Source organism: Thermophilibacter mediterraneus, from assembly GCF_900119385.1.
GTDB lineage: Bacteria > Actinomycetota > Coriobacteriia > Coriobacteriales > Atopobiaceae > Thermophilibacter > Thermophilibacter mediterraneus.
This window is the reverse complement of the sequence record NZ_FPKO01000009.1, coordinates 228,357-251,136: the sequence shown is the minus strand read 5'-3', so window position 1 is coordinate 251,136 and position 22,780 is coordinate 228,357. Positions and strand designations below refer to the sequence as shown.

The 22,780-nt window shown below is 66.6% G+C and carries 20 protein-coding genes; 14 read left to right on the top strand and 6 right to left on the bottom strand.

From position 1 onward, the window contains the following. Positions 1–52: 52 nt before the first annotated feature. From BQ7106_RS06005 to BQ7106_RS05990, 4 genes are all read right to left on the bottom strand, one after another. Complete coding sequence (locus BQ7106_RS06005; RefSeq protein ID WP_072372930.1) at positions 53–889, bottom strand: triose-phosphate isomerase; 837 nt, start codon at positions 887–889, stop codon at positions 53–55. A gap of 27 nt (positions 890–916) precedes the next feature. Beyond that, positions 917–2,083 carry a diphosphate--fructose-6-phosphate 1-phosphotransferase gene (locus BQ7106_RS06000; RefSeq protein WP_072372927.1) on the bottom strand — a complete coding sequence of 389 codons (1,167 nt, stop codon included), beginning with the start codon at positions 2,081–2,083 and terminating at the stop codon, positions 917–919. A gap of 1 nt (position 2,084) precedes the next feature. Continuing rightward, the gene (locus tag BQ7106_RS05995) at positions 2,085–3,242 is read right to left on the bottom strand and encodes a class II fructose-bisphosphate aldolase (protein ID WP_072372924.1); all 1,158 of its coding nucleotides are present in this window, start codon (positions 3,240–3,242) and stop codon (positions 2,085–2,087) included. 79 nt (positions 3,243–3,321) lie between these two features. Further along, on the bottom strand, positions 3,322–4,383 hold the full coding sequence (locus tag BQ7106_RS05990; protein WP_072372921.1) for a LacI family DNA-binding transcriptional regulator: 1,062 nt from the start codon (positions 4,381–4,383) through the stop codon (positions 3,322–3,324). Between the two features lie 439 nt (positions 4,384–4,822). On the opposite strand from BQ7106_RS05990, the gene BQ7106_RS05985 reads away from it, so the two are divergent. The 14 genes from BQ7106_RS05985 (at position 4,823) to BQ7106_RS05920 (ending at position 20,166) form a co-directional block, all read left to right on the top strand. Next, complete coding sequence (locus BQ7106_RS05985; RefSeq protein ID WP_240307447.1) at positions 4,823–5,569, top strand: ABC transporter permease; 747 nt, start codon at positions 4,823–4,825, stop codon at positions 5,567–5,569. Beyond that, positions 5,545–6,336 (top strand): ABC transporter ATP-binding protein, encoded by a 792-nt coding sequence (locus tag BQ7106_RS05980; protein ID WP_072372915.1) that lies wholly within the window; start codon positions 5,545–5,547, stop codon positions 6,334–6,336. The genes BQ7106_RS05985 and BQ7106_RS05980 overlap by 25 nt, the downstream gene beginning before the upstream one ends. 112 nt (positions 6,337–6,448) lie before the next feature. Continuing rightward, positions 6,449–7,537 (top strand): substrate-binding domain-containing protein, encoded by a 1,089-nt coding sequence (locus BQ7106_RS05975; RefSeq protein ID WP_083526938.1) that lies wholly within the window; start codon positions 6,449–6,451, stop codon positions 7,535–7,537. A gap of 120 nt (positions 7,538–7,657) precedes the next feature. After that, the gene (locus BQ7106_RS05970; RefSeq protein WP_072372912.1) at positions 7,658–8,473 is read left to right on the top strand and encodes a sugar phosphate isomerase family; all 816 of its coding nucleotides are present in this window, start codon (positions 7,658–7,660) and stop codon (positions 8,471–8,473) included. A gap of 10 nt (positions 8,474–8,483) precedes the next feature. Continuing rightward, positions 8,484–9,644: an N-acetylglucosamine-6-phosphate deacetylase gene (nagA, locus tag BQ7106_RS05965; RefSeq protein WP_072372909.1), complete on the top strand. Its 1,161-nt coding sequence runs from the start codon at positions 8,484–8,486 to the stop codon at positions 9,642–9,644. 177 nt (positions 9,645–9,821) lie between these two features. Continuing rightward, positions 9,822–11,153: an alpha-amylase family glycosyl hydrolase gene (locus BQ7106_RS05960; RefSeq protein WP_072372906.1), complete on the top strand. Its 1,332-nt coding sequence runs from the start codon at positions 9,822–9,824 to the stop codon at positions 11,151–11,153. Positions 11,154–11,561: 408 nt separating this feature from the next. Beyond that, positions 11,562–12,554, top strand: a complete 993-nt coding sequence (locus tag BQ7106_RS05955; protein ID WP_072372903.1) for an SIS domain-containing protein — start codon at positions 11,562–11,564, stop codon at positions 12,552–12,554. Between the two features lie 86 nt (positions 12,555–12,640). After that, complete coding sequence (locus BQ7106_RS05950; protein ID WP_159431274.1) at positions 12,641–13,429, top strand: PfkB family carbohydrate kinase; 789 nt, start codon at positions 12,641–12,643, stop codon at positions 13,427–13,429. A gap of 26 nt (positions 13,430–13,455) precedes the next feature. Continuing rightward, positions 13,456–15,120, top strand: a complete 1,665-nt coding sequence (locus tag BQ7106_RS05945; RefSeq protein WP_072372897.1) for a peptide ABC transporter substrate-binding protein — start codon at positions 13,456–13,458, stop codon at positions 15,118–15,120. Positions 15,121–15,202: 82 nt separating this feature from the next. Further along, positions 15,203–16,192 carry an ABC transporter permease gene (locus tag BQ7106_RS05940; RefSeq protein WP_205407681.1) on the top strand — a complete coding sequence of 330 codons (990 nt, stop codon included), beginning with the start codon at positions 15,203–15,205 and terminating at the stop codon, positions 16,190–16,192. 2 nt (positions 16,193–16,194) lie between these two features. Next, the gene (locus BQ7106_RS05935; RefSeq protein WP_072372891.1) at positions 16,195–17,214 is read left to right on the top strand and encodes an ABC transporter permease; all 1,020 of its coding nucleotides are present in this window, start codon (positions 16,195–16,197) and stop codon (positions 17,212–17,214) included. Between the two features lie 9 nt (positions 17,215–17,223). Next, a complete protein-coding gene (locus BQ7106_RS05930) occupies positions 17,224–18,309 on the top strand; it encodes an ABC transporter ATP-binding protein (RefSeq protein ID WP_072375368.1) in 1,086 nt (361 codons plus the stop codon). Then, the gene (locus BQ7106_RS05925) at positions 18,306–19,268 is read left to right on the top strand and encodes an ABC transporter ATP-binding protein (RefSeq protein ID WP_205407680.1); all 963 of its coding nucleotides are present in this window, start codon (positions 18,306–18,308) and stop codon (positions 19,266–19,268) included. Before BQ7106_RS05930 ends, BQ7106_RS05925 begins: the two co-directional genes overlap by 4 nt. Before the next feature lie 31 nt (positions 19,269–19,299). Then, a complete protein-coding gene (locus BQ7106_RS05920; protein WP_072372885.1) occupies positions 19,300–20,166 on the top strand; it encodes a GntR family transcriptional regulator in 867 nt (288 codons plus the stop codon). Between the two features lie 90 nt (positions 20,167–20,256). Here BQ7106_RS05920 and pyk read toward each other — a convergent pair whose 3' ends face one another. Both pyk and BQ7106_RS05910 read right to left on the bottom strand, forming a co-directional pair. After that, positions 20,257–21,705 (bottom strand): pyruvate kinase, encoded by a 1,449-nt coding sequence (gene pyk, locus BQ7106_RS05915; RefSeq protein WP_072372881.1) that lies wholly within the window; start codon positions 21,703–21,705, stop codon positions 20,257–20,259. A gap of 39 nt (positions 21,706–21,744) precedes the next feature. Further along, a complete protein-coding gene (locus BQ7106_RS05910; RefSeq protein WP_072372878.1) occupies positions 21,745–22,749 on the bottom strand; it encodes a 2-hydroxyacid dehydrogenase in 1,005 nt (334 codons plus the stop codon). Positions 22,750–22,780 lie beyond the last annotated feature (31 nt).

Sequence of the window (22,780 nt, the reverse complement as noted above, 5' to 3'; positions counted from 1 at the left end):
TCGTTTCCTTTCTGTGGGGCGGGCGTGCAAAAGTGCCTGTCCCCTTTGCACGTTACTTGAGGTAGAGCTCGACGATCTGGGCGTACTCCTCCGGGTAGAAGCCGATCTCTCCGGTGAAGCGCGTGAGCGCGATGAGGCCGCCGTCGATCTCGGGGATGCCGGCGAGCATCTCCGCGTTGTCGGCCTTGAGGCCTCCGCCGTAGACCACGTCGACGCCGGGGACGACGCTCTTGACGAGGCGGGCGACCTTGGTGATGTAGGGCGCGTCGGCGGGCGTCTTGCCGGGGCCGATGCTCCAGACGGGCTCGTAGGCAATGCGGACGCCGCCGAGGTCGGCGCCGTCGAGGCCCTGCGTGACCTGTGCGGTGAGGACCGCCTCCCAGTCGTCGACCTCCTCCTCGCGCTCGCCCATGCAGAAGAGGACCTTGAGGCCAGCGGCCTGGGCGGCGCGGACCTCGCGGGCGAGGACGCGGCTCATCGCGGGCTCGACGTCGGCCGGGTCGGCGCCGGTCTCGCCCATGAGGGCGCGCAGGTTCATGCGCTCCTCGCAGTGGCCGACGAGCGCCCAGCCGCAGCCGAGCTGGGCAACGGAGTTGCCGGTGCGCAGCGTGGTGAAGGCGCCGAAGTTGCCGCCGGGGGCGGTGTCGGCCACGTGGACGCCCTGGCAGCCGATGCCGAGCGGGCTCCCCGCGGCGCCCGCGCAGGCGCCGATGAGGTGAGCCTCGGGCAGGAACGCCGCGAACTCCGCGACGTCCGCGTACTTCTCGGCCACGCCCCTGATGGAGGAGGCGACGGTCTCGCCCCAGCGCGCGGGCTCGGCCAGGCGGTTGACGCCGCCACGCTCGGGCGTGATGTCGAAGCGCTTGAGGTTGAGGAAGATGTGCTTCATGGGTTCTCCTGTTCTTCTGCTGGCGGCTCAGGCAAAGCTCGCGAAGCGGGGCAGCGCCGGGCCCAGGAGCGGCCGGCACCAGGTCCTGAAGGCGTCGGTGACGCCGTTGCCGCGCTCGTTGATGAACTCGTCGGGCATGGTGCGCTCGTCGAGCATGACCCGCTCGATGGGGATGCGCGTGAGGCGGGACTCGTAGGGGCTGGTCGAGACGCGCTCGATGCCGACCATGGTGCCGGAGTCGCCCTCCAGCACGGCGCGCACCGCCTCCCGGCCGCAGCCGATGGCCTCCTCGCGGTCCACGGGGCTCTGCCAGGCGATGGAGGCGCGCCCGATGAGGCCGGGCTTCTCGGAGCGGGCCTTGTAGCCGAGCTCGGAGATCACGAGCCGAGCGAGGTGCGCGGAGACGTCGCCGAAGTAGGTGGCGCGCCCGACGCTCATGAGCGGCGGGGCCACGGGCGTCCCGTCGGCGGTGTGCAGGCCCTCGCTCACCACGACCACGCCGCAGCCCTTCCGGTCGATGAGGCGCTGGGCGTCGTCGAGGAACGAGCGCTCGTCGAAGGGGCGCTCGGGCAGGTAGATGAGGTCGGGCCCGCCGGTCCCGGACTCGTCGGCAAAGCAGCTCGACGCCGTGACCCATCCGGCGTTCCTCCCCATGGCCTCCACGATTACGATGTGGATGGGGAGCCCCCGCACGTCGCAGCAGATCGCCGAGACGGTGGCCGCCATGTAGCGCGCGGCGCTCGCGAAGCCCGGCGCGTGGTCGGTGACGGCGATGTCGTTGTCCATGGTCTTGGGGATGCCCACCACGTCGATGGGCACGCCCTCCTCGCCGCAGGCGCGCCATATCCTGCCGCAGGTGTCCATCGTGCCGTTGCCGCCCGTGCAGAGCAGCCACCTGACGCCCTGCTCGCCGAGGGCGCGCGCGATCTGGCGGTAGTCCTCGTCCTCGAGGGGCTTGCGGCTCGTGCCGATGGCGGAGGAGGGCGAGAAGGGCAGGAGGTCGAGCGTCTCGCGGGGGACCTGCCCGAAGTCCACGAGCCTGCCCTCGGTGATGCCGCCCACGCCCCCCAGGGCCCCCAGCACGCGCCCCACGCCGGGCGTGCGGAGCGCCTCGTCGACGGCGCCGTAGAGCGATGCGTTGATGACGGCGGTCGGGCCGCCTCCGTGCACGACGAGAAGCGCGTCGGCCGCCATGCTAGATCCCCGCCTTCTGGTAGCGCTCGGCCATCTCGTCGAGCGTGGCGAGCTCGACGTCGGGGTAGTGGCCGTAGCTGCCGAACTCGACGATGAGCGTCGCCACGGCCTCCTTGACGCCCGCCTCGATGGCGGCGACGAGCGCCGCGCGGTCGTCGTCCTTGACCACGCCGTACATGACGGTGTCGTAGACGGGCGGGAGGAAGGCGCGCGGGTCGGGGTTCTCGGGGTGCTCCGTCAGCAGCTGGTAGACGCCGCCGATCGACGGGCTCTCCCGCAGCTCGGGGCGCGTGGCGAAGAGCTCGCGCATGTTGCGGGTGACGGCGAGGCGGATGTCGGTGTCGACGTTGATCTTGTTGATGCCGGCGGGGATGGCGGCCTTGAGCTCAGAGAGGCTGATGCCGTAGGCGTTCTGGATGTTGCCGCCGAGGGCGTTGATCTCGCGCACGATGTAGGCGGGGACGGTCGAGGAGCCGTGGCTCACGAGCGCGCAGTCGAGCCCCTCGTGGGCGAGGCACTCCCGGATGGCGATCGGGATCTCGCGGCGGAGCTTGACGTCCTTCCCCTTGGAGGGACCGTGCATGGTGCCGTAGCTGATGGCGAGCGCGTCGACCTTGGTGTTGCGCACGAACTCGACGGCCGTGAGCGGGTTGGTGTAGGTGCTCGACGCGGCGAAGACGTGGTCCTCCACGCCGGCCAGCACACCGAGCTCGCCCTCGACGGAGACGCCGCGCGGGTGGGCGTACTTGACGACCTCGCGCGTGAGCTCCATGTTCTCCTCGAGCGGCAGCGACGAGCCGTCGATCATGACGGAGGTGTAGCCGCCGGCGATGGCCGCCTTGACGCTCTCCATGTCGCGGCCGTGGTCGAGGTGCAGGACCACCGGGATGGGGCTCTTCTCGCCGTACTTCTTCACGGCGTCGCCGATGTTCTTGGCGCCCACGATCTTGTCCTCGACCGTGCCGTTGGCAAAGTCGGCGCGCCCGCCCATGAAGGCGTTGGCGAGGTCGGCCCCCTGCAGGATCGCGGCGCTGCGCAGCATCTCGTGGACCTCGATGACGGCCTTGGCCTGGCAGACCGCGTTGACGTTGAACGCGCCCTGCGCGTAGCCCCCGCGGCGGGCGGCGTCCAGTACGGGCTTGAGCGGAACGAGTGCCATGTGACCATCTCCTTGTTCGTGCCCGGCTCAGCCCGGGCGCTGACATGACTGCGTGCCCCGCGCTCGCGGGGCTGTGCCCTCAGGTCGCCTCGACGTCGTCGAGGCGGGCCTCAACGACATTGGCGAGCCTCAGGGTGCGCGCCGAGGGGGCGCCCCCGCGCATGAGCGAGAGCACCTCGTCGGCGCAGGCCATGCCCGCCTCGTAGTTGGGCAGGCGGGTGTAGAAGTCCGCGGCGAGCCAGCTCTCTCCGTTGTTGGCGAGCTCGGCGTAGACGATGTTGCGGCGATGGTCCACCTTGCGGAAGTAGTGCGTCCAGGTCGCCCAGCTGGAGATAACGGCGTCCCCGGGGCGAACCTCGGAGCGCAGGTCGGTCATGGCGTCGAGGAACTCCTTGCTGAGGTGAATGCCCGCGTCCGTGTTGCCCACGGAGTAGCGCTCGTCCCAGACGTCGAGGTTCGAGAGGCTGATGGGCATCTCGCGGACCATGAGCCGCGCTCCCGAGGCCTGGCAGATGTCGCGCACCCCCTGCTCGCGCAGGCGCTCCTGGGCGGTCTCGATCTGCGGGCGCAGGTAGTGCACGCGCCGGCACCCGCGCTCGAGCACGCGCGTGGTGATGAGGCGGGCGCCGCCCTGGTAGTCGAGGTCGACGGTGCTGTGGTCGTCCGCCGGGCTCTGCCCGTCGAAGACGACGAGCGGTGCCGACTCCTTGGCGAGGAGCTCGAGGCTGTCCCGGTCGGGGCCCTCGTTCTCGGTCCCGATGAAGATGATGCCGCCCACGCGACCGGCGAGGTAGGCGCTCGCGTAGTCCGCGTGGCCGAGCGAGTCGCGCTTGTTGCCCAGCAGCAGCACGTTGTAGCCGTCGAGCTCGAGGCGCGTCTGGATGCCGTAGGCCATCTGGCTGAAGCGCGGGACCGCGAGGTTCTTGCGGATGACCACGCCGACGCAGGGAATGGTACGGCTTCGCAGCGTGCGCGCGTGGGCGTTGGGCATGTAGTTGAGCCGCTCGACCGCCTGGAGCACGCGCCGCCGCGTCTCCGGCCGTATGGTCTGGCCGGGCGTGTTGTTGATCACGTAAGAGACGGTGGCGGCAGTGACCCCGGCCTCCCTCGCGACGTCTTTGAGCGTGGTTCGCCTGCCCATCTCGCCTCCCATCCACCAATCTCACTTTTACGTTTAAGTGAGATAGTACTTGTTTACCATGACGCGGCGCTTGGGACGAGAAGAACTTGGAGAATTGCGCTCACCTCCAAAAACCAACCGTTTATCGAGGTAAACGACGTACTACGTGCTGAGCGGTACCAAATTGGCCACAAGCGGACATTAAGGAAACTTTACACTAGGAATTCCGAGGTCGCTGTGTTTTCATGACAGTAACTTAATCGTTTGAGTGACGGACGATTAAGCGCTCGGAACCATCCAGGTACTTCTCGCCTCGTTTGTTGCTTTGAACTCTTGTGTGCACCGCTTGCTCGAGCCGGATGCTCTCGTCGCGTCTCCGCGCATGGAAGGGGAGGGGGGCGGCGGGATGGAACTAAGGAGGCCGTCATTGAAAGAGAAGAAAGTACCCATCTGGAGTAAGGTGCCAAGCTGGGCTTGGGCGCTGATCTCCCTGGCGCTCGCCGTGGCCCTGTGGCTCGCGGCCTCGGGAACGTGGCCCGCGGTGTTCGCGTCTCCCGAGAAGGTACTCGCGGCCTTCCTCGAGCGCGCGGAGAGCGGACTTCTGTGGGAGCACGTCTGGGCCTCGGTCTCCCGAGTCCTCACCGGCTTCGGCATAGCCTTCGTGGTGTCGATCCCGGTCGCCTTCCTCATGGCGTGGTACGACCCGTTCCGCCACGTCGTCGAGCCCTGGATCCAGTTCATCCGCAACATCCCGCCGCTGGCCTACGTCTTCCTGATCATCGCCGCCCTCGGCATCGGCCAGACCAGCAAGATCACGGTCATCTTCATCGCGGCGTTCCTGGTCATGGTCATCACCATCTACCAGGGCGTCAAGGGCGTGGACGTCACGCTCATCAAGGCGGCGCGCGTGCTCGGCGCCACTCAGAAGGACATCTTCTTCAAGGTCACCATCCCCGCCTCCACCCCGTTCATCCTCGTCGCCGCACGCCTGGGCCTGTCCACCTCGCTCACCACGCTCATGGCGTCCGAGATCGTCGGCGGCGACAAGGGCATCGGCATGATGATCCAGCAGGCGAGCGGCTACTACCAGATGGACGTCGTGCTCCTGGGCATCATCCTGCTCGGCGTCATCGGCATCTGCTTCGAGAAGATCGTCCGGTTCCTTGAGAGGAGGTTCACGGGATGGCAGGAAACGATTCAGCAGTAAAGGTGCACATCGAGAACGTGGTCAAGAAGTTCACGACCCGTAAGGGCGAGGTGGTCGCCCTCAACGGCGCCAACTTCGACATCCACGAGAACGAGTTCGTGTGCGTCGTCGGGCCGTCGGGCTGCGGAAAGTCCACGCTCCTGAACATCATCGGCGGGCTCGAGGAGCCCACCGAGGGCCGCGTGCTCGTTGACGGCCAGGAGGTCACGGGCCCGGGTCCCGACCGCGGCATCGTGTTCCAGCAGTACGCGCTGTTCCCGTGGCTCACGGTCCTCGAGAACGTCAAGTTTGGCCTCAAGCTCCAGGGCAAGTCCGACAAGGAGGCCGAGGAGATCGCCCTGCGCTACATCAAGCTCGTCGAGCTCCAGGACTTCGTCCAGTCCTATCCCAAGGAGCTCTCGGGCGGCATGAAGCAGCGCGTCGCCATCGCTCGCGCCTACGCGGTCAACCCCAAGGTCCTCCTCATGGACGAGCCGTTCGGCGCCCTTGACGCCCAGACGCGCACCCAGCTCCAGTCCGAGCTGCTCGAGACGTGGGAGAAGGAGCAGAAGACCTGCTTCTTCATCACGCACGACGTCGAGGAGGCCATCATCCTCGCCCAGCGCGTGGTCATCATGTACGCGCGCCCGGGGCGCGTGAAGGAGATCGTGGACATCGACATCCCGTACCCCCGCACGCAGGAGACCAAGATGAGCCCGCGCTTCCTCGAGCTCAAGAACCACATCTGGAGCCAGGTCTACCAGGAGTACCTGTCCGTCCGCAAGTAGGGCGCGAAGCGCCGCGTGACGGCGCGCGCCCGAGCACAGGCATCAGCGGGGGACGTCCCCCGAATCGGGAGGGTTGCGAGGAGGGCCTCGCCACCACGAGAAAGGACACGCAATGAAGAAGCACGACATGAACCAGCTCACCCGCCGCTCGTTCCTCAAGGTCGCCGGCGCCGCCGGCGTCGTGGGCTCCGGCATGGTGCTCGCCGGGTGCGACTCCAACACCGAGCAGCCCGCCGCAGACAGCTCCGAGGGCGAGGGCGACAGCGCCTCGACCGAGTACGAGCCCGTCACCCTCCACGTCGCCTTCATGCCCAACCTGGGCTCCGCCGCCACGCTCTTCTCGGCCATCGACCAGGGCTACTTCGACGAGGTCGGCATCACCGTCGAGACCGAGCAGTTCCAGGCCGGCCCCGCCGAGATCACGGCCATGCAGTCCGGCAGCGTCGACATCTCCCAAATCGGCCACGGCGCCCACTCCCTCGCCATCCAGGGCCAGGCCAAGATCTTCGCCTTCGACCAGCTCTCCCAGGCGGACTGCGTCGTCGCCAACAAGTCCCACGGCATCGAGACCGGCGCCGACCTCGCCGGCAAGACGGTGGGCGTCGCTTCCGGCACCTCCTCCGAGATCATCCTCCAGTACGTGCTGCGCGACGCCGGCCTGACCGTCGACGACATCAGCACCGTCGAGATGGACGTCTCGGGCATGACCACCGCCCTCATCTCCGGCCAGATCGACGCCGCCGCCACCTGGTCGCCCAACACGGTCACCCTCGAGGAGCAGCTCGGTGACGACTACCTGGTTCTCGGCACCAACACCGACTACTCCGACGAGGTCGCCTTCCCCGGCTCCTTCGTCTGCCTGCCCGACTACGCCGAGGAGAACCACGACATCCTCGTGCGCTTTGGCGCCGCTCTCGACAAGGGCAAGGTGTACCGTGCCGAGCACATCGACGACGTCGCCAAGCTTCTCGCCGCCGAGCTCGGCGTCCCCGAGGACACGCTGCTTCAGTCCACGGGCGAGGGCGACTGGCAGGGCGCCGTCGACGCCATCGGCCACACCGACGTCATCACCGGCTACTACGAGGCCCAGCAGAAGGTCTTCCTGGACGGCGGCCAGATCGACGCCGAGGTGCCCGTCGAGGACTACGTCCTGACCGACGTCATCACCGAGTCCGACGAGCTCTACGAGACCATCAAGTAGCGCCCGACCGCGTCTTTCCACGGGGTTCAACCACCCCCGACCAACGGCCTCTCCGCAGCAGGGTGACCCTCCCCATCCGCGCGGGGAGGCCGCTTCGCGCAAGCGAGACAAGGAGGAAGCATGGACTACTATCACATCTCCGCCGAGGACCTGGGGCGCGACGCGCGCGTCCCGCTCGTGATCGCGGACGACTCGGCCGAGGTCTTCTTCGACCTGGCGCTCGAGATGGTGAGCACCATTCGCGAGCACAACGCCCGCGGCGAGAAGACCGTCTTCATCTGCCCGGTGGGGCCCGTGGGCCACTACCCCTACTTCGTGAAGATGGTCAACGACCAGCGCATCTCGCTCAGGGACTGCTGGTTTATCAACATGGACGAGTACCTCGACGATGACGACGAGTGGATCGACGAGGAGAGCCCGCTGTCGTTCCGCGGCTTCATGAACCGCACCGTCTACGGAAAGATCGACCCGGAGCTCGTCATGCCCGAGGAGCAGCGCGTCTTCCCCGACCCGCACGACCCCGCCAGGGTCGGGCGCGTGATCGACGAGCTGGGCGGCGTCGACATCGCCTTCGGCGGCATCGGCATCACCGGGCACCTCGCCTTCAACGAGCCGCAGCCCGAGCTGACCTGCGAGGAGTTCGCCGCGCTCGAGACGCGCGCGCTCGACATCCACCCGGAGACCCGCGCCACCAACTCGGTCGGCGACCTCGGCGGCGCCCTCGAGGACATGCCGCACCGCGCCGTGACCATCGGCATGCGCGAGATCCTCGGCGCCCGCAAGGTCCGTCTCGGCGTGTTCCGCGACTGGCACCGTGGCGTCGTGCGCCGCGCTGCCTACGGCGAGCCCACCGCGGCGTTCCCCGCGACGCTGCTGCAGGGGCACCCCGACGCCGCGATCTACGTGAACGACGTCGCGCGCCAGCAGGCGTACTAGGGAGGCCAGCATGCTCTCAGGCTGCTACATCACCGGGGCGCGCGTCCTGGTGGGGGACGAGGTCGCGCGGCTCAACGTCACCGTTGAGGACGGGGTCGTGACGCGCCTCTCGTCCGCCTTCGAGAACCCGGGCGACCTGCCCGTCATCGATGCGAGCGGGCTGCTCGCCCTGCCCGGCTTCATTGACGTGCACACCCACGGCGCCGCCGGCTTCGACGTGAACGCCGCAGACGTCGAGGGCCTGCGTGCCATCGGGCGCTTCTTTGCGTCCCAGGGCACCACCGGGTGGCTCTGCTCCATCCTCACCGACACGCCCGAGCAGACCCTCTGGTGCATCGAGCAGGCGCGCCAGGTCATCGAGGGCGGCCCCTACGACGGCGCCGCGCTTCTCGGCATTCACCTCGAGGGCCCGTGCCTGTCGAGCGAGTACAAGGGCGCCATGCCCGAGCACCTGCTCATGCACGAGGCGTCCGTCGACCTGTTCCGCCGCTATCAGGAGGCTGCGGGCGGGCACATCCTCTACACCACGCTCGCGCCCGAGGTTCCCGGCGTTCCCGAGCTCATCCCGCAGCTCGCCGAGCTCGGCATCACGAGCGCGATCGGCCACAGCGGCGCCGGGTACGACCTCTCCTGGCAGTGCGTGCGAGCGGGCGCGAAGGCGGCCACGCACGTGGGCAACGCCATGCGCCTCTTCCACCAGCACGAGCCCGCCATCTTCGGCGTGGCGCTCGAGAGCGACATCTACGCGGAGACCATCTGCGACGGCCGCCACCTCGTGCCGGGCACGGTGCGCCTCTACGTCAAGGCGAAGGGCTGGGACAAGATCCTCGGGATCACCGACTCCATCATGGCCGCGGGTCTGCCCGACGGCAACTACAAGCTCGGCGTCAACGACGTGGTGGTGGAGGACGGCGACGCCAAGCTCGCCTCCACGGGCGTGCGCGCAGGCTCCACGCTGACGCAGGCCACGGCGCTGCGCAACTTCATGAAGTTCACGGGCGCCCCAGTCGAGCTTGCCGCGAAGCCGCTCTCCCAGAACCCCGCGCGCATGTTCGGCTGGAACGACCGCGGCCGCATCGCCGTGGGGGCGCGGGCGGACATCGTCCTCGTCGACGGGTCGTACGAGGTCGCGCGCACGATCGTGGGGGGTCGCAGCGTCTACGAGCGCTGATCGACACCGCATCGGGCGTTTCGGGCCGACCGCCCCGGGGGGCGGTCGGCCCCGTCGCGTCGGATCGCGTGCCCCGACCGCTCGCCAGCAGAAAAATAGGCGAACGGCGCGCAGCTAGAATGGGGAGGGCCTGCCGACACCGGTGCCCGCGCGCCGTCGACGAGAGGAGATACCCCCATGAGCTGGTACGAGCCGTCCCTTGTCTATCAGGTGTATCCGTTGGGCCTCACCGGTGCCCCGTACGAGAACGACGGTGTGCTCGAGCACCGCATCCTGCAGCTCGTCGACAACGGCTGGATTGACCACATGGCACGGCTCGGCGCCACCTGTCTGCTGCTCAACCCGGTCTTCGAGTCGGATGCGCACGGCTACGACACGCGCGACTACACCAAGGTCGACTGCCGCCTGGGTACCAACGAGGACCTGCGCGCCGTCGTGGACGCCTGCCACGCCGCCGGCATCAAGGTCCTTCTGGACGGGGTCTTCAACCACGTGGGGCGCGGCTTCTGGGCCTTCCAGGACGTGCTCTCCCGTCGCGGAGAGAGCCCCTATGCCGGTTGGTTCGAGATCGACTGGAACGGCAACAACCAGTGGAACGACGGGTTCTCCTATACCTGCTGGGAGGGCGCGCAGAACCTCGTGAAGCTCAACCACTGGAACCAGCAGCTCAACGACTACCTGGCCGACGTCATCCGCGGCTGGGTGCGCGAGTTTGACATCGACGGCCTGCGCCTCGACGTTGCCTACTGCCTCGACCAGGGCTACCTGCGCTCCCTGCGAACCCTCGCCAACCAGATCGGCGAGGAGCGGGGCGAGAAGTTCCCGCTCGTTGGCGAGACCATGTTCGGCGACTACAACCAGTGGATGGGGGAGGACCTCTGCGACTCGGTCACCAACTACGAGGCGTACAAGGGACTGTGGTCGTCGATGAACTCCGCCAACATGCACGAGATCGCCTACGCCCTCGAGCGCCAGAGCGGTAGCCACCCGTGGGACCTCTACACCGGTCGTCACATGCTCGACTTCGTTGACAACCATGACGTGCCGCGCATCGCGACCAAGCTCGACGACAAGAACCAGCTCGTGCCGCTGTACGGCCTGCTCTTCGCCATGTCCGGCGTGCCGGCGGTCTACTACGGCTCCGAGTGGGGCATCGAGGGCGAGCAGCTGCCCGGCGACCACGAGATCAGGCCCGCGCTCGACGCGCCCGAGTGGAACGCGCTCACCGACTGGATCTGCGCGCTGGCTTCGGCGCGATCCCAGAGCGACGCCCTGGTGTGGGGCGACTACACCCAGCTTCAGTGCCAGCCCGAGCAGCTCGTCTTCCAGCGGAGAAGCGAGCAGGAGCGCGTGATCGTGGCAATCAACGCGAGCGGCAGTCCCGCGACGGTGCACTTCGACGCCCAGTGCGGGCGCGCCGTGGACCTCATCACGGGCGAGGAGCACGACTTTGGCGGCGGATCCGAGCTCAAGCCGTACTCCGTGCGCTACTGGCGCTGCGAGCGGTAGGGAACTTCGCATTGTATGCAGTTTTTGAGGGGGCGCCGGGTATCGCCCGTGCCCGGAGGGCAAAACAGCAGGTGGCGAATTGCTACCGATGAGGTGATACTTCCTGTCTTGTCCGAAAACTGCATACAACGAGGCGGACCGTCAGGCCCCGCCCAACAAAGGAGCGCAGGCGCGCCCGCCCCCCTGGGGGCGGGCGCGTTTTTCTGTCCCGATGTAGCGTCGACAAGGACGCGCGATGCGCTAGCCCCCAAGCAGCCGTTGACGGGTCACATGTTTCCGTTTACCGGCCTCTTTGTTTCCCAACGTTTCTATTTTCCCGTCGCTTCTTGACGATAGATCATGTGTGATTATCTTCAGGATATGACGTTATATAACGTCAAGTACACACAGCGAGAGAGAGGGTTGGACATGAAGCAGGAGCACATTGACCAAGTGTCGGCGGCTGTTGCGGCTGTTGCCGAACGTCTCGAGAAGGGGGAGGTCAGCAACGTCTACTTCGTCGCGTGCGGCGGCTCTCAGGCGAACATGATGCCCGCTCAGTACATGTTCGACCGCGAGCTTGACATCCCGGCGGCGATCTACACCTCTAACGAGTTCAACTACGCCACGCCCAAGGGCTTTGGCCCCCAGTCCGTGGTCATCACCTGCTCCCACTCCGGCACCACCCCCGAGACCGTCGCGGCCGCCCAGAAGGCCACCGACGCCGGCGCCGTCTCCATCGCCTTCTCCAACGAGGTCGACTCCCCGCTGTGGAAGGCCGCCCAGTACCCCATTCACTATGACCACGGCCCCGAGGCCGCGGACAGCGACAAGAGCGGCTCGGTTATGTCGCGGCTCTGGTTTGAGCTGCTGCGCGTCCTCGATCCCGCCGACGCCGACGTCTGGCAGAGCGGCGCCGACGCCATCGACGGCCTCGCCGACGTCAAGAACGCCGCCGCCGAGAAGTACCGCGAGGTCGCGACCAAGTTTGCCAGCGACAACAAGCGCGCCCCCGTCATCTACACGATGGGCTCCGGCGCCAACTACGGCGAGATGTACTCCCTTGCCATCTGCCTGTTCATGGAGATGCAGTGGATCCACTCCAACTGCATCCACTCCGGTGAGTACTTCCACGGCCCGTTCGAGGTGACCGACTTCGACGTCCCGTTCGTGATCACGGTGGGCAACGGCGCCACCCGCTTCCTCGACGAGCGCGCCCTGGCGTTTGCGCAGAAGTTCTCCGAGCGCCTCTTTGTCATCGACGAGAACGACTTCGACTTTGGCGACCTCGACGCCCGCGTTCGCGAGTACCTCGCCCCCGAGGTCCTCGGCGCCGTCATCCGCGTGATGGTCGAGGCGCTCGCGCACGACCGCGGCCACGCCCTCTCGGTGCGCCGCTACATGTGGCAGATGGAGTACTAGGAGACGTCCCGGGGCCCGCGCGTCGGGCGCGGGCCCCGGAAGCAGCGCTGGAGGAGAAGATGCGCCTTATTTCCCTGGGAGACTGTGTGGCCGACAGCTACGTCGACGACGGCGTGTTCTATCCGGGCGGCCAGGCCGTCAACGTTGCCGTGAACGCGCGTCGTGACGGCGCCGAGGAGACCGCCTTCCTGGGCATATTCGGCGACGACTACCGTGCCGAGCACATCCGCTCCGTTCTCGCGCAGGAGGGGGTCGACACCCCGCGCTGCCGCGTGGCACATGGGACCACGCCGAGCCCCGGGGTGCGCCTGGTCGACGGCGAGCGCGTGTTCCTCGCCGGGGAGCGCGACTCGGTGGCCCACCTGCTCCGGATGCGCGTCGCGCGCGAGGACCTCGAGCTGCTGGCGCGCTACGACGTGTGCCACACCACCAACGAGGCCGGTGTGGACGAGTTCCTCCCGCAGATCCACAGGGTCGTCCCGGTGTCCTATGACTTCTCCACCAGCCGCGACGAGGCCTACCTCGCGCGCATCTGCCCGCACGTCGACATCGCGTTTCTCTCGGGCGAGGGCCTGGGGCGCGCGGAGGCGGAGGAGCTCATGCGGGAGGTGCGCGGGCTGGGCTGCTCGCTCGTCGTGGTCACGATGGGTGCGCGCGGAAGCCTCTGCCTCGACGGTGAGCGCGTGCACGAGCTGGGCGTCGTTGCGGTCGAGGCCCTAGACACGATGGGAGCGGGCGACTCCTACGCCGCGGGTTTCCTCGTTCGCTACTTCGACACCCGCGACGTCGACGTCGCCATGGCCTTTGCCGCGGAGCGCGCTGCCCACACCTGCATGGTACACGGCGCCTTTGGGTGCCCGAGCAAGATCAGATAACGAGAACGGCAAGCAAGGAGGCAGATATGAACTTCAAGTACGGAATCCCCACGGTATCTCGACGCGACTTCCTGAAGGGCGGGACCCTCGGCCTCGCGCTCGCCGGCGCCGCCACCCTCGCCGGGTGCGACAACGGCGGCGAGCAGGCGTCGGTGACCGACGACGGCAAGAACGTCGGCATCGCCGTCTCCACCGCCCCAATCACCCTCGACCCGCTCGCAGCGCTCGACACGGTCTCGATGACCTTCATCTCCCAGGGCCTGGAGTGCCTGTTCGAGAAGGACGCAGAGGGTGAGATCAAGCCCGCCGCCTGCGAGACCTACGAGGTCTCCGACGACCAGCTCACCTGGACCTTCACGCTGCGCGACGCTACGTGGAGCAACGGCGAACCCGTCGTGGCCGACGACTTCATCTGCTCCTGGCAGCGCAACGCCCAGGCCGACTCGGGCGTGGCCGACTTCCAGTACCAGATCGAGATGGCGGCCATCAAGAACTACGCCGCCGTCCTCGACGGCTCTGCCGACATCTCCGAGCTGGGCATCTCCGCGCCCGACGAGAAGACCATCGTCATCGAGCTCGAGCACCCCGTGCCCTTCATGCTCGACCTGCTCTCGTTCACGCCGTGGGCACCGGTGAACCGTGCGTTCCGCGAGGAGAAGGGCGACATGTTCGGCATCACCAAGGACGACCAGATCTACAACGGCCCGTTCACGGTGACGCAGTACGACAGCGCCGCCAACACCTTCGTCCTCACCAAGAACGCGGACTACTGGGATGCCGACAGCGTCACCCTCGACACGGTCACCTTCCAGGTCATCCCCGAGACGCAGCAGGCGGTCATGGCCTACGAGAGCGGCACCGTCGACTACGTGGAGCTCACGGGCGACCTCGTGTCCCAGTACCAGGACGACGAGGCCTTCTCCACCTGGGACGGCCAGTTCAACTACTACCTGATGATGAACACCACCCGCGAGGGCATGAACAACGAGAACTTCCGTCGCGCCATCGCCTGCGCCATCAACCGCGAGGACATCTGCGACTCCATCCTCAAGGACGGCTCCGAGCCTGTCCAGCAGATGATCATGAAGGGGCTCTTCGCCAACGAGGCTGGCGAGGACTTCGCCGAGGCGAGCCCGCAGCCCAACGGCTACGACCTCGAGCAGGCGCAGCAGTACTGGGAGGCCGCGCAGGCCGAGACGGACGTCCGCGAGTTCACGCTCCTGTTTGACCAGGACAAGGACTTCATACAGGACGTGTGCGCCTACATCCAGGACACCGTCCAGAAGGCGCTGCCGGGCCTCACCATCAACCTTGAGGCCACGCCCAAGAAGAGCCGCACCGACCGCGCCCAGTCCGGCGACTTCGACGTCTGCCTGTGGGGCTGGGGGCCGGACTATGCCGACCCGACGGCCATTCTCGCCATGTACGAGTCGGACCACCCGTCCAACTACTCCCGCTGGGTCGACGAGGAGTTCGACGCCCTCTACGAGACGGCCAACTCCACCGACGCTGGCAATGCCGACGCGCGCTGGGAGGAGCTCATGCGCTGCAACGAGATCTGCTCCACGCGCGCGGTGAGCATCCCCATCTTCCAGACGGGTCTGTGCACCCTGACGAGGCCGGAGGTCACCGGCATGGGCCACCACATCACGGGAACCATGTACTTCTGCAAGTACATGGACAAGGCGTAGCTCCCCACACGTCGCGCCCCGGCTCTTCCTCCCATGTCTAAGGCCGGGGCGCGGCACCCCTCTCACAGATCGGAGGACCATCATGAAACTGCTCGCGAAGGGAGAAGGAAGGACCGGTCCGAGGCTCAGCCCGATGGCGCGCTACATTCTCAAACGCGTCGCCATCGCCCTGGTCACCCTCTTCGTGATCATGTTCGTCCTCTTCATGCTCCTCTCGTTTATGCCGGGCTCCCCGTTCAACAACGAGGAGAAGCTGACGCCCGACCAGGTTGCCGCCCTGCGCGCCCACTACGGTCTCGACAAGCCCGTCCTCGAGCGCTTCTTCCTCTACGTGTGGAACATGCTCCACGGCGACTTTGGCGTATCGTACAACATCATGACCAACATGCCCATCTCCCAGATGGTGGGACCGAGGATCGCGCTCACCCTCACCATCGGCCTCGAGGCGGGTATCCTGGGAGCTGTGGTCGGCGTCATCCTGGGCATCGTTGCCGCGCTGCGCGAGCGCTCCGTCTGGGACACCGCCGCCACGATCATCGCGGTCGTGGGCGTGAGCCTTCCGTCGTTTGTTGTCGCGCTGTTCCTCTCGTACTTCCTGGGCTTCCAGCTCAAGCTGTTCCCGATCCTCTACAGCTCGACCGAGCCTACCATCTCGACGGTGCTGCCCGTGCTGGCGCTCGCGATGTTTCCCATGGCGAGCGTGGAGCGCTACACCCGCTCCGAGATGATTAGCATTATGAACTCGGACTTCATGCTGCTCGCGTCATCGAAGGGAGTCTCCAAGACCAAGCTCGTGCTGCGCCACGCGCTGCGCAACACCCTCATCAGCGTCATCACCGTGCTCGTGCCGCTGCTGGTGAGCCTCATGAGCGGATCTTTGGTCATGGAGAAGGTCTTCTCGATCCCTGGGCTCGGCAGCCTCTACATCCAGGCCATCCAGCAAAACGACTACAACGTCGTGCTCACCATCAGCTTCATCTACAGCGTAATGTTCATCCTCGCGATGCTTCTGGTCGACATTGCTTACGTGGTCATCGACCCCCGCATCAGGATCGCAGGGGGGAAGGACTAGCCATGACGACACACAACGCCGCCCCCACGGTGGGCGAGGACGCCCTGTTTGCACCCGCCGACCTCGCCGCGCACGCCGACACCGACGAGCGTGAGTACGCAAACTACTCCTACGCGCGCGAGACCGTCAACCGCTTTCTCGCCAACAAGGGCGCGGTCGTGAGCCTCGTGGTCATCGCGCTGATCGTGCTCGTGGCCATCGTGGCGCCCATCGTGAGCCCCTACTCCTACTCGGACGTCAACTCCCAGATCACCAACCTGCCCCCGCGCATCCCCGGGCTCGAGCAGCTCGGTATCTGCGACGGGACGCAAAACGGCGTGGACCTCTATGGCGCGGCGGGCATCCCGAACGAGTACCACCTCTTTGGCACGGACGGCCTGGGGCGCGACGTGTGGACCCGCGTGTGGGAGGGAACCCGCATCTCGCTGATCATCGCGCTGATCGCGGTTGTCGTGGGCGTGCTCATCGGCATCGTCTACGGCCTGGTCTCGGGATACTTCGGCGGTAAGGTCGACATCGTGATGCAGCGCTTCACGGAGGTGCTGAGCTCGATCCCGCAGCTCGTCATCACGACGCTGCTCATCGTGGTGCTCCAGCCCGGCCTGGCCAACATCGTGATCGTGCTGTTCATCACGGGCTGGATCGACATGAGCCGCATCGTGCGCGCGCAGGTGCTCAAGTGCAAGACGCAGGAGTTCACGCTCGCGGCGCGGACGCTCGGGGTGAGCGCGCGCGACATCATCTTCAAGGAGATCTTGCCCAACACGATGCCGCAGGTGGTGGTGACCTTCATGTTCTCCATCCCCAACGCCATCTTCCTCGAGGCGTTTCTCGCCTTCATAGGCCTGGGTATCCCGGCCCCCACGGCGTCTCTCGGGACCATGATCAACGACGGCTACAACGCCGCGATGATTTACCCCTACCAGGTGCTCGCCCCGGTCATGGTTCTGGCCGTCCTCATGCTGGGCTTCAACCTGTTTGGTGACGGCCTGCGCGACGCCCTCGACCCAGAGAGGTCCTAGGTGATTCCCATGGCAGCCGAACGCAAGAGAATCCTCAAGATCCGCGACCTGCGCATCTCCTTCAAGACGGCCAACGGCCTCGTCCACGCCGTGCGCGGCGTCGACCTCGACGTGTATCGCGGCGAGACGGTCGCCATCGTGGGTGAGTCTGGCTCGGGAAAGTCCGTGACGGCCAAGCAGGTCATGGGCATTCGCACGCGCAACGAGGTGGTGGAGGCGGGGTCGGCCGAGTTCACCTTCGTCGCCTCCGACGGCCTCACGCGCACCGTCGACCTCATGAGGCTCACCGACAAGCAGATGTCGCTGCTCAAGGGCAACCACATCGCGATGGTCTTCCAGGACCCGCTGACCTCCCTCGACCCCACGATGACGATCGAGCGCCAGCTCGCCGAGGGCATCCGCGAGCACACCGACTTCGCGGGCGCCAAGCTGCACGCCCGCTGCGTCGAGCTGCTCGAGCTCGTGGGCATCACCGACCCCGAGGCGCGCCTCAGGAGCTACCCGCACCAGCTCTCGGGCGGCATGCGCCAGCGCGTGGTGATCGCCATCGCGCTGTCGTGCAACCCGGACCTGCTCATCTGCGACGAGCCCACGACGGCCCTCGACGTGACGATCCAGGCGCGCATCCTCGACCTCATCATCGAGCTCCAGCGCAAGCTCGGCATCTCGGTCATCTTCATCACGCACAACCTCGGCGTCGTGGCCAAGGTGGCCGACTACGTCAACGTCATGTACGCCGGCAAGATCGTCGAGGCGGGCACCACCGAGGACGTGTTCTTCGACCCGCGCCACCCCTACACCTGGGGCCTGCTCTCGTCGATGCCGTCCGTCTCCGTGAGCCGCGAGGAGCGCCTCTTTACCATCAAGGGCAACCCGCCGAACATGCTCAACGAGATCGTCGGCGACGCCTTCGCGCCGAGGAACCCCTTCGCGCTGGAGATCGACTTCGTCAAGGAGCCTCCGCGCTTTGAGGTGAACGACCACCACTGGGCCGCCACGTGGCTGCTCGACCCGCGCGCGCCGAAGGTCGAGATGCCCGCGCAGCTCCGCAGCAGGATTGCCCAGATGAGACAGGATGGGGGCGAGGCCAGGTGAGCAGGTCAGCACAGATGGGCGCCGCGGGCGTCGTCGAGCAGGGCGGTCCGCTCCTGAGCGTGAGGAACCTCAGGCAGTACTTCAAGATCCCGGGTGGCAACGTCGTGAAGGCCGTCGACGACGTCTCCTTTGACATCATGCCAGGAGAGACGTTTGGCCTGGTCGGCGAGTCCGGCTCGGGCAAGTCGACCACGGGCCGGGCGGTCATCCGCCTCGACGACATCACCTCCGGCTCGATCGTGTTCGACGGGGACGACATCTCCGGCAAGCTCTCCAAGGAGGTCGCTCAGCGGCTGCGGACCAACATGTCCATGGTCTTCCAGGATCCCATGGCGTCGCTCAACCCCTACCGCAAGGTCATCGACACCATCGCCACCGGCCTGGACGCCCATCGGCCGCACATGGACCGGCGCGAGCGAGAGGAGCTCGTCTACCAGATGATGGACCGTGTGGGCCTCTCTCGGTCGCAGGCCAACCGCTACCCGAGCCAGTTCTCCGGCGGACAGCGCCAGCGCGTAGGCCTGGCGCGGGCGCTTATCATGAACCCCAAGCTCGTCATCGCCGACGAGGCCATCTCGGCCCTTGACGTGTCCATCCAGGCGCAGGTCGTCAACCTCATGCGCGACATCCAGCAGGAGACGGGCGCGGCGTACCTGTTCATCGCCCACGACCTCTCGATGGTCCGCTACATCTCCGACCACATCGCAGTCATGCACCTCGGCCACATCGTGGAGTCTGGGCGCACCGACGAGATCTTCTCGCATCCCGTGCACCCCTACACCCGCTCGCTCATCTCGGCGATTCCACGCTTCAACCCGCAGGTCGAGCGCGACCGTCACCCGCTTGTTTATGATGCCAAGGCCCAGGGGATTCGTTATGATGAGGGAAGCTACCATATCGTATCCGGCACCCATTCCGTCCTGGCCACAGATCAGCAGCTCGAGGCTTGGGTCGACTGAGGACGGGGGCGCCCTTGTTCCGGAGGGGCCTGTGACCGCCAAGCAGAAGGACCTCGTGCTCGACTCCTATACCAACGGGCTGCTGTATCTCCAGCTGGAGACCGAACTCAAGCAGAAGATGATCTCGGGCGAGTACGCGGTGGGGGAGCGCATCCCCACCGAGCCCGAGCTCTGCGAGGAGTACGGGGTGAGCCGCATCACCGTGCGTCGCGCCGTCCAGGACCTCGTGGAGGAGGGGCTGCTCAAAAAGGTGCGCGGCCGCGGGACGTTCGTGGCAGTGCCCAAGTACGTGGTGGGCATCGGCAGCGGGCGGGACCGGGGCTTTGACGAGCTCTCCCGCCAGGGCATGCAGACCAGCTACCAGATCATCGAGGGCAAGGAGATACCCGCCAACGAGTCCATCGCCGAGCGGCTGGGGGTCACTCTGGGCGACGACGTCACCTACCTGAGGAGGCTCGTGCTCGAGGGCGAGGTCCCCCTCGCCATCGACGACCTCTTCGTGTCCGCGGCGGCGTTTCCGGGCCTGCTCGAGCGCATAGGCGAGGACGTCTCGTTCTACTCGCTCGTGACGCGCGTCTACGGCTACCGCTTTGGCGAGGAGGACCTCACCCTCGAGGCGTCGAGCACGCGCGGCGACGAGGCGCGCCTGCTCAGGTGCATGGTGGGCGCTCCGCTGTTCGTGCTGCGCAAGCTCGTGCTGCGTGCCGACGGGCATCCGCTGCACTACTCGAAGTCCGTCATCCGCGCGGACCGGATCTCGTACCGCTTCCACGTCAACCGGGGGGGCGACCTCGAGAAGGACGGTGGCGCCGACCCGTTTCTTGTCACCGGCGACCTCGACACCAACGGCCCGGACATCGTCTCGGCAGCCACGGAGATGGTCACCCTTTCGGCCTAGGCCCGACGGTCCCGGCGAAAGCGATTCCAGCGACACAAGAAAGGGCCCCGGGGGACGTCCCTCGGGGCCCGTGCGTGCGTGTGCGCGCCCTTACTGGACCTGGGCCACCATCGCCACGTTGGTGGAGGTGGTGTAGTCGCCGAGGCGCGGGGAGGTCTGCGGGTCGCCGGCGGTGATGACCACGATGTCGCCGGTGTCGACGAGGCCGTTGCGCTTGGCGGTGAGCAGCGCGTCGTAGAGCGTGCTCGAGAGCGAGCCCTGCTCGGTGGTGCGGTATGCGTAGACGCCCCAGTAGAAGCAGGTGCGACGGATGGTCTTCTCGTTCGGGGACGTCGCGAACAGCGGCATCTTCGGACGGAAGGTGGAGATGAGGCGAGCGGAGCGGCCGGAGTTGGTGGGGGCAAGGATGCACTTGGCGCCCACGTGGTCGGCCATCTCGAGCGCGGCGAAGCCGGTCGCGCCGTTGACGTTGCGCACGCCGCCACGGTCGAAGTACTCACGCCGCTCGGGCAGGTACTTCTCGGTCTCCTTGCAGATCTCGGACATGGTCTTGACGGCGTCGATGGGGTACTTGCCGGCAGCGGTCTCGCCGGAGAGCATCACGCAGTCCGTGCCGTCGTAGACGGCGTTGGCGACGTCGTTGACCTCGGCGCGCGTGGGGCGAGGGTTGCGCTGCATGGAGTCGAGCATCTGCGTGGCCGTGATGACGGGCTTGTAGTGCTCCTTGCACTTCCGGATGATGGTCTTCTGGATGTGCGGGACCTGCGCGGCGGGAACCTCGACGCCCAGGTCGCCACGGGCGACCATGCAGCCGTCGGACACGTGGAGGATCTCGTCGAAGTTCTTGACGCCCAGCGCGCTCTCGATCTTGGGGAAGATGAGGACGTCAGGGGTGCCCATCTCGATGCAGATCTTGCGGATCTCCTCGACCGCGGCGCCGTCGCGGATGAAGGAGGCGGCGATGGCGTCGATGCCGAGCTCGCAGCCAAACATGATGTCCGCGCGGTCCTGGGCGGTGACGGACGGCAGGTTGATGTTGAGGTTGGGGAAGTTGACGCCCTTCTTCTCGCCGAGCTCGCCGCCGTTGGTGATGACGCAGTGGATGTCGTTGCCCTCGACGTGGTCGACCTCGAGGCCGATGAGGCCGTCGTCGATCAGGATGACGGTGCCCTTCTCGACCTCGGCAGGAAGGGTCTTGTAGTCGAGCGAGAAGCGCTCGGCGGTGCCGATGACATCATCGTCGGTGGTGACGACACAGGTCTTGCCCGTCTCGAGCGAGACCTTCTTGCCGCCCTCGAGCATGCCCGTGCGGACCTCGGGGCCCTTGGTGTCGAGCATGATGGCGACGGGGATGGACAGCTCCTGGGAAAGACGGCGAACACGCTCGATGTTCTTGCGGTGGTACTCGTGGCTGCCGTGGGAGAAGTTGAAGCGCGCGACGTTCATGCCGTGAAGGATGAGCTGGCGCAGCACCTCCTCGTCCTCGGTGGCGGGTCCCATCGTGCAAACGATCTTGGTCTTCTTCTTGTTAAATGCCATCAGATCCCTTTCTTCGCATGGGGTCTACGTTCAGCGTGCCTAGCAGACGACGCTGCGGTCAACAAAGTCGGTGCCGTTGGCGAAGGCGCGCGCGTTGTCGAGGGTGACGCGGGCGATCTCGCCGAGGGCCTCGTGGGTGAAGAACGCCTGGTGGCTCGTCATGACGACGTTGGGGAAGGAGCACAGGCGCGCGGTGACGGAGTCGATGACCTGGCCGGCGCGGTTCTGGTAGACGTTCGGGCCCTCCTCGTCGTAGACGTCGATGCCCGCGGCGCCGATCTTGCCGGAGAGGATGCCGCGGATGAGCGCCTGGGTGTCAACGAGGCCGCCACGACCGGTGTTCACGAAGATGACGCCGTCCTTCATCTTGGAGATGGACTCGTCGTTGATCATGTGACGGCTCTCCTCGTTGAGGAAGGCGTGCAGCGAGATGAGGTCGGAGCGGCGATAGAGCTCGTCGTAGTCGACGTACTCGTCGACGACGTGCTCCTCGTCGACGAGCTTCTGGTTGGGGTAGAGGTCGGAGCCCAGGACCTTCATGCCGAAGCCCTTGCAGATGCGGCAGAGGGCGGCGCCGATGCGGCCGGTGCCGATGATGCCGGCGGTCTTGCCGTGGAGCGTGTCGCCCACCAGGCCGTCGAGGGAGAAGTCGTTCTCGCGGACGCGGATGTAGCCCTTGCAGATGCGGCGGTTGGCGGCGAGGGCAAGCGCCATGGCGTGCTCGGCGATTGCCTCAGGCGAGTAGGCCGGGACGCGGGTGACCTTCATGCCAAGGTCCTTGGCCACGGCGACGTTGACGGCGTCGAAGCCGGCGCAACGCATGAGGAGGAGCTTGACGCCAAAGCCGGCGAGAATCTCGAGCGTCATGGCGCCGCAGTCGGCGTTGACGAAGGCGCAGACGGCGTCATAGCCGCGGGCGAGGGCGGCGGTCATGGGGGTGAGGTTGGTCTCGGTGAAGTCAATCTTGATCTCGGGGTAGTCCGCGAGCTCCTTGGTGAAGGAAGCCTTGTCGTAGCTGGCGGTTCCGTAGAAGAGAATGTTCATCGCGAGGTCCTTTCTGTGTGCGCGAGGCGCA

Excerpts from the sequence above, each read along its gene's own strand:
- BQ7106_RS06005 (WP_072372930.1), bottom strand. The coding sequence starts at position 889 with ATGAAGCACATCTTCCTCAACCTCAAGCGCTTCGACATCACGCCCGAG.
- BQ7106_RS06000 (WP_072372927.1), bottom strand. The coding sequence starts at position 2,083 with ATGGCGGCCGACGCGCTTCTCGTCGTGCACGGAGGCGGCCCGACCGCC.
- BQ7106_RS05995 (WP_072372924.1), bottom strand. The coding sequence starts at position 3,242 with ATGGCACTCGTTCCGCTCAAGCCCGTACTGGACGCCGCCCGCCGCGGG.
- BQ7106_RS05990 (WP_072372921.1), bottom strand. The coding sequence starts at position 4,383 with ATGGGCAGGCGAACCACGCTCAAAGACGTCGCGAGGGAGGCCGGGGTC.
- BQ7106_RS05980 (WP_072372915.1), top strand. The coding sequence starts at position 5,545 with ATGGCAGGAAACGATTCAGCAGTAAAGGTGCACATCGAGAACGTGGTC.
- BQ7106_RS05975 (WP_083526938.1), top strand. The coding sequence starts at position 6,449 with ATGAAGAAGCACGACATGAACCAGCTCACCCGCCGCTCGTTCCTCAAG.
- BQ7106_RS05970 (WP_072372912.1), top strand. The coding sequence starts at position 7,658 with ATGGACTACTATCACATCTCCGCCGAGGACCTGGGGCGCGACGCGCGC.
- nagA (WP_072372909.1), top strand. The coding sequence starts at position 8,484 with ATGCTCTCAGGCTGCTACATCACCGGGGCGCGCGTCCTGGTGGGGGAC.
- BQ7106_RS05960 (WP_072372906.1), top strand. The coding sequence starts at position 9,822 with ATGAGCTGGTACGAGCCGTCCCTTGTCTATCAGGTGTATCCGTTGGGC.
- BQ7106_RS05955 (WP_072372903.1), top strand. The coding sequence starts at position 11,562 with ATGAAGCAGGAGCACATTGACCAAGTGTCGGCGGCTGTTGCGGCTGTT.
- BQ7106_RS05945 (WP_072372897.1), top strand. The coding sequence starts at position 13,456 with ATGAACTTCAAGTACGGAATCCCCACGGTATCTCGACGCGACTTCCTG.
- BQ7106_RS05940 (WP_205407681.1), top strand. The coding sequence starts at position 15,203 with ATGAAACTGCTCGCGAAGGGAGAAGGAAGGACCGGTCCGAGGCTCAGC.
- BQ7106_RS05935 (WP_072372891.1), top strand. The coding sequence starts at position 16,195 with ATGACGACACACAACGCCGCCCCCACGGTGGGCGAGGACGCCCTGTTT.
- BQ7106_RS05930 (WP_072375368.1), top strand. The coding sequence starts at position 17,224 with ATGGCAGCCGAACGCAAGAGAATCCTCAAGATCCGCGACCTGCGCATC.
- pyk (WP_072372881.1), bottom strand. The coding sequence starts at position 21,705 with ATGGCATTTAACAAGAAGAAGACCAAGATCGTTTGCACGATGGGACCC.
- BQ7106_RS05910 (WP_072372878.1), bottom strand. The coding sequence starts at position 22,749 with ATGAACATTCTCTTCTACGGAACCGCCAGCTACGACAAGGCTTCCTTC.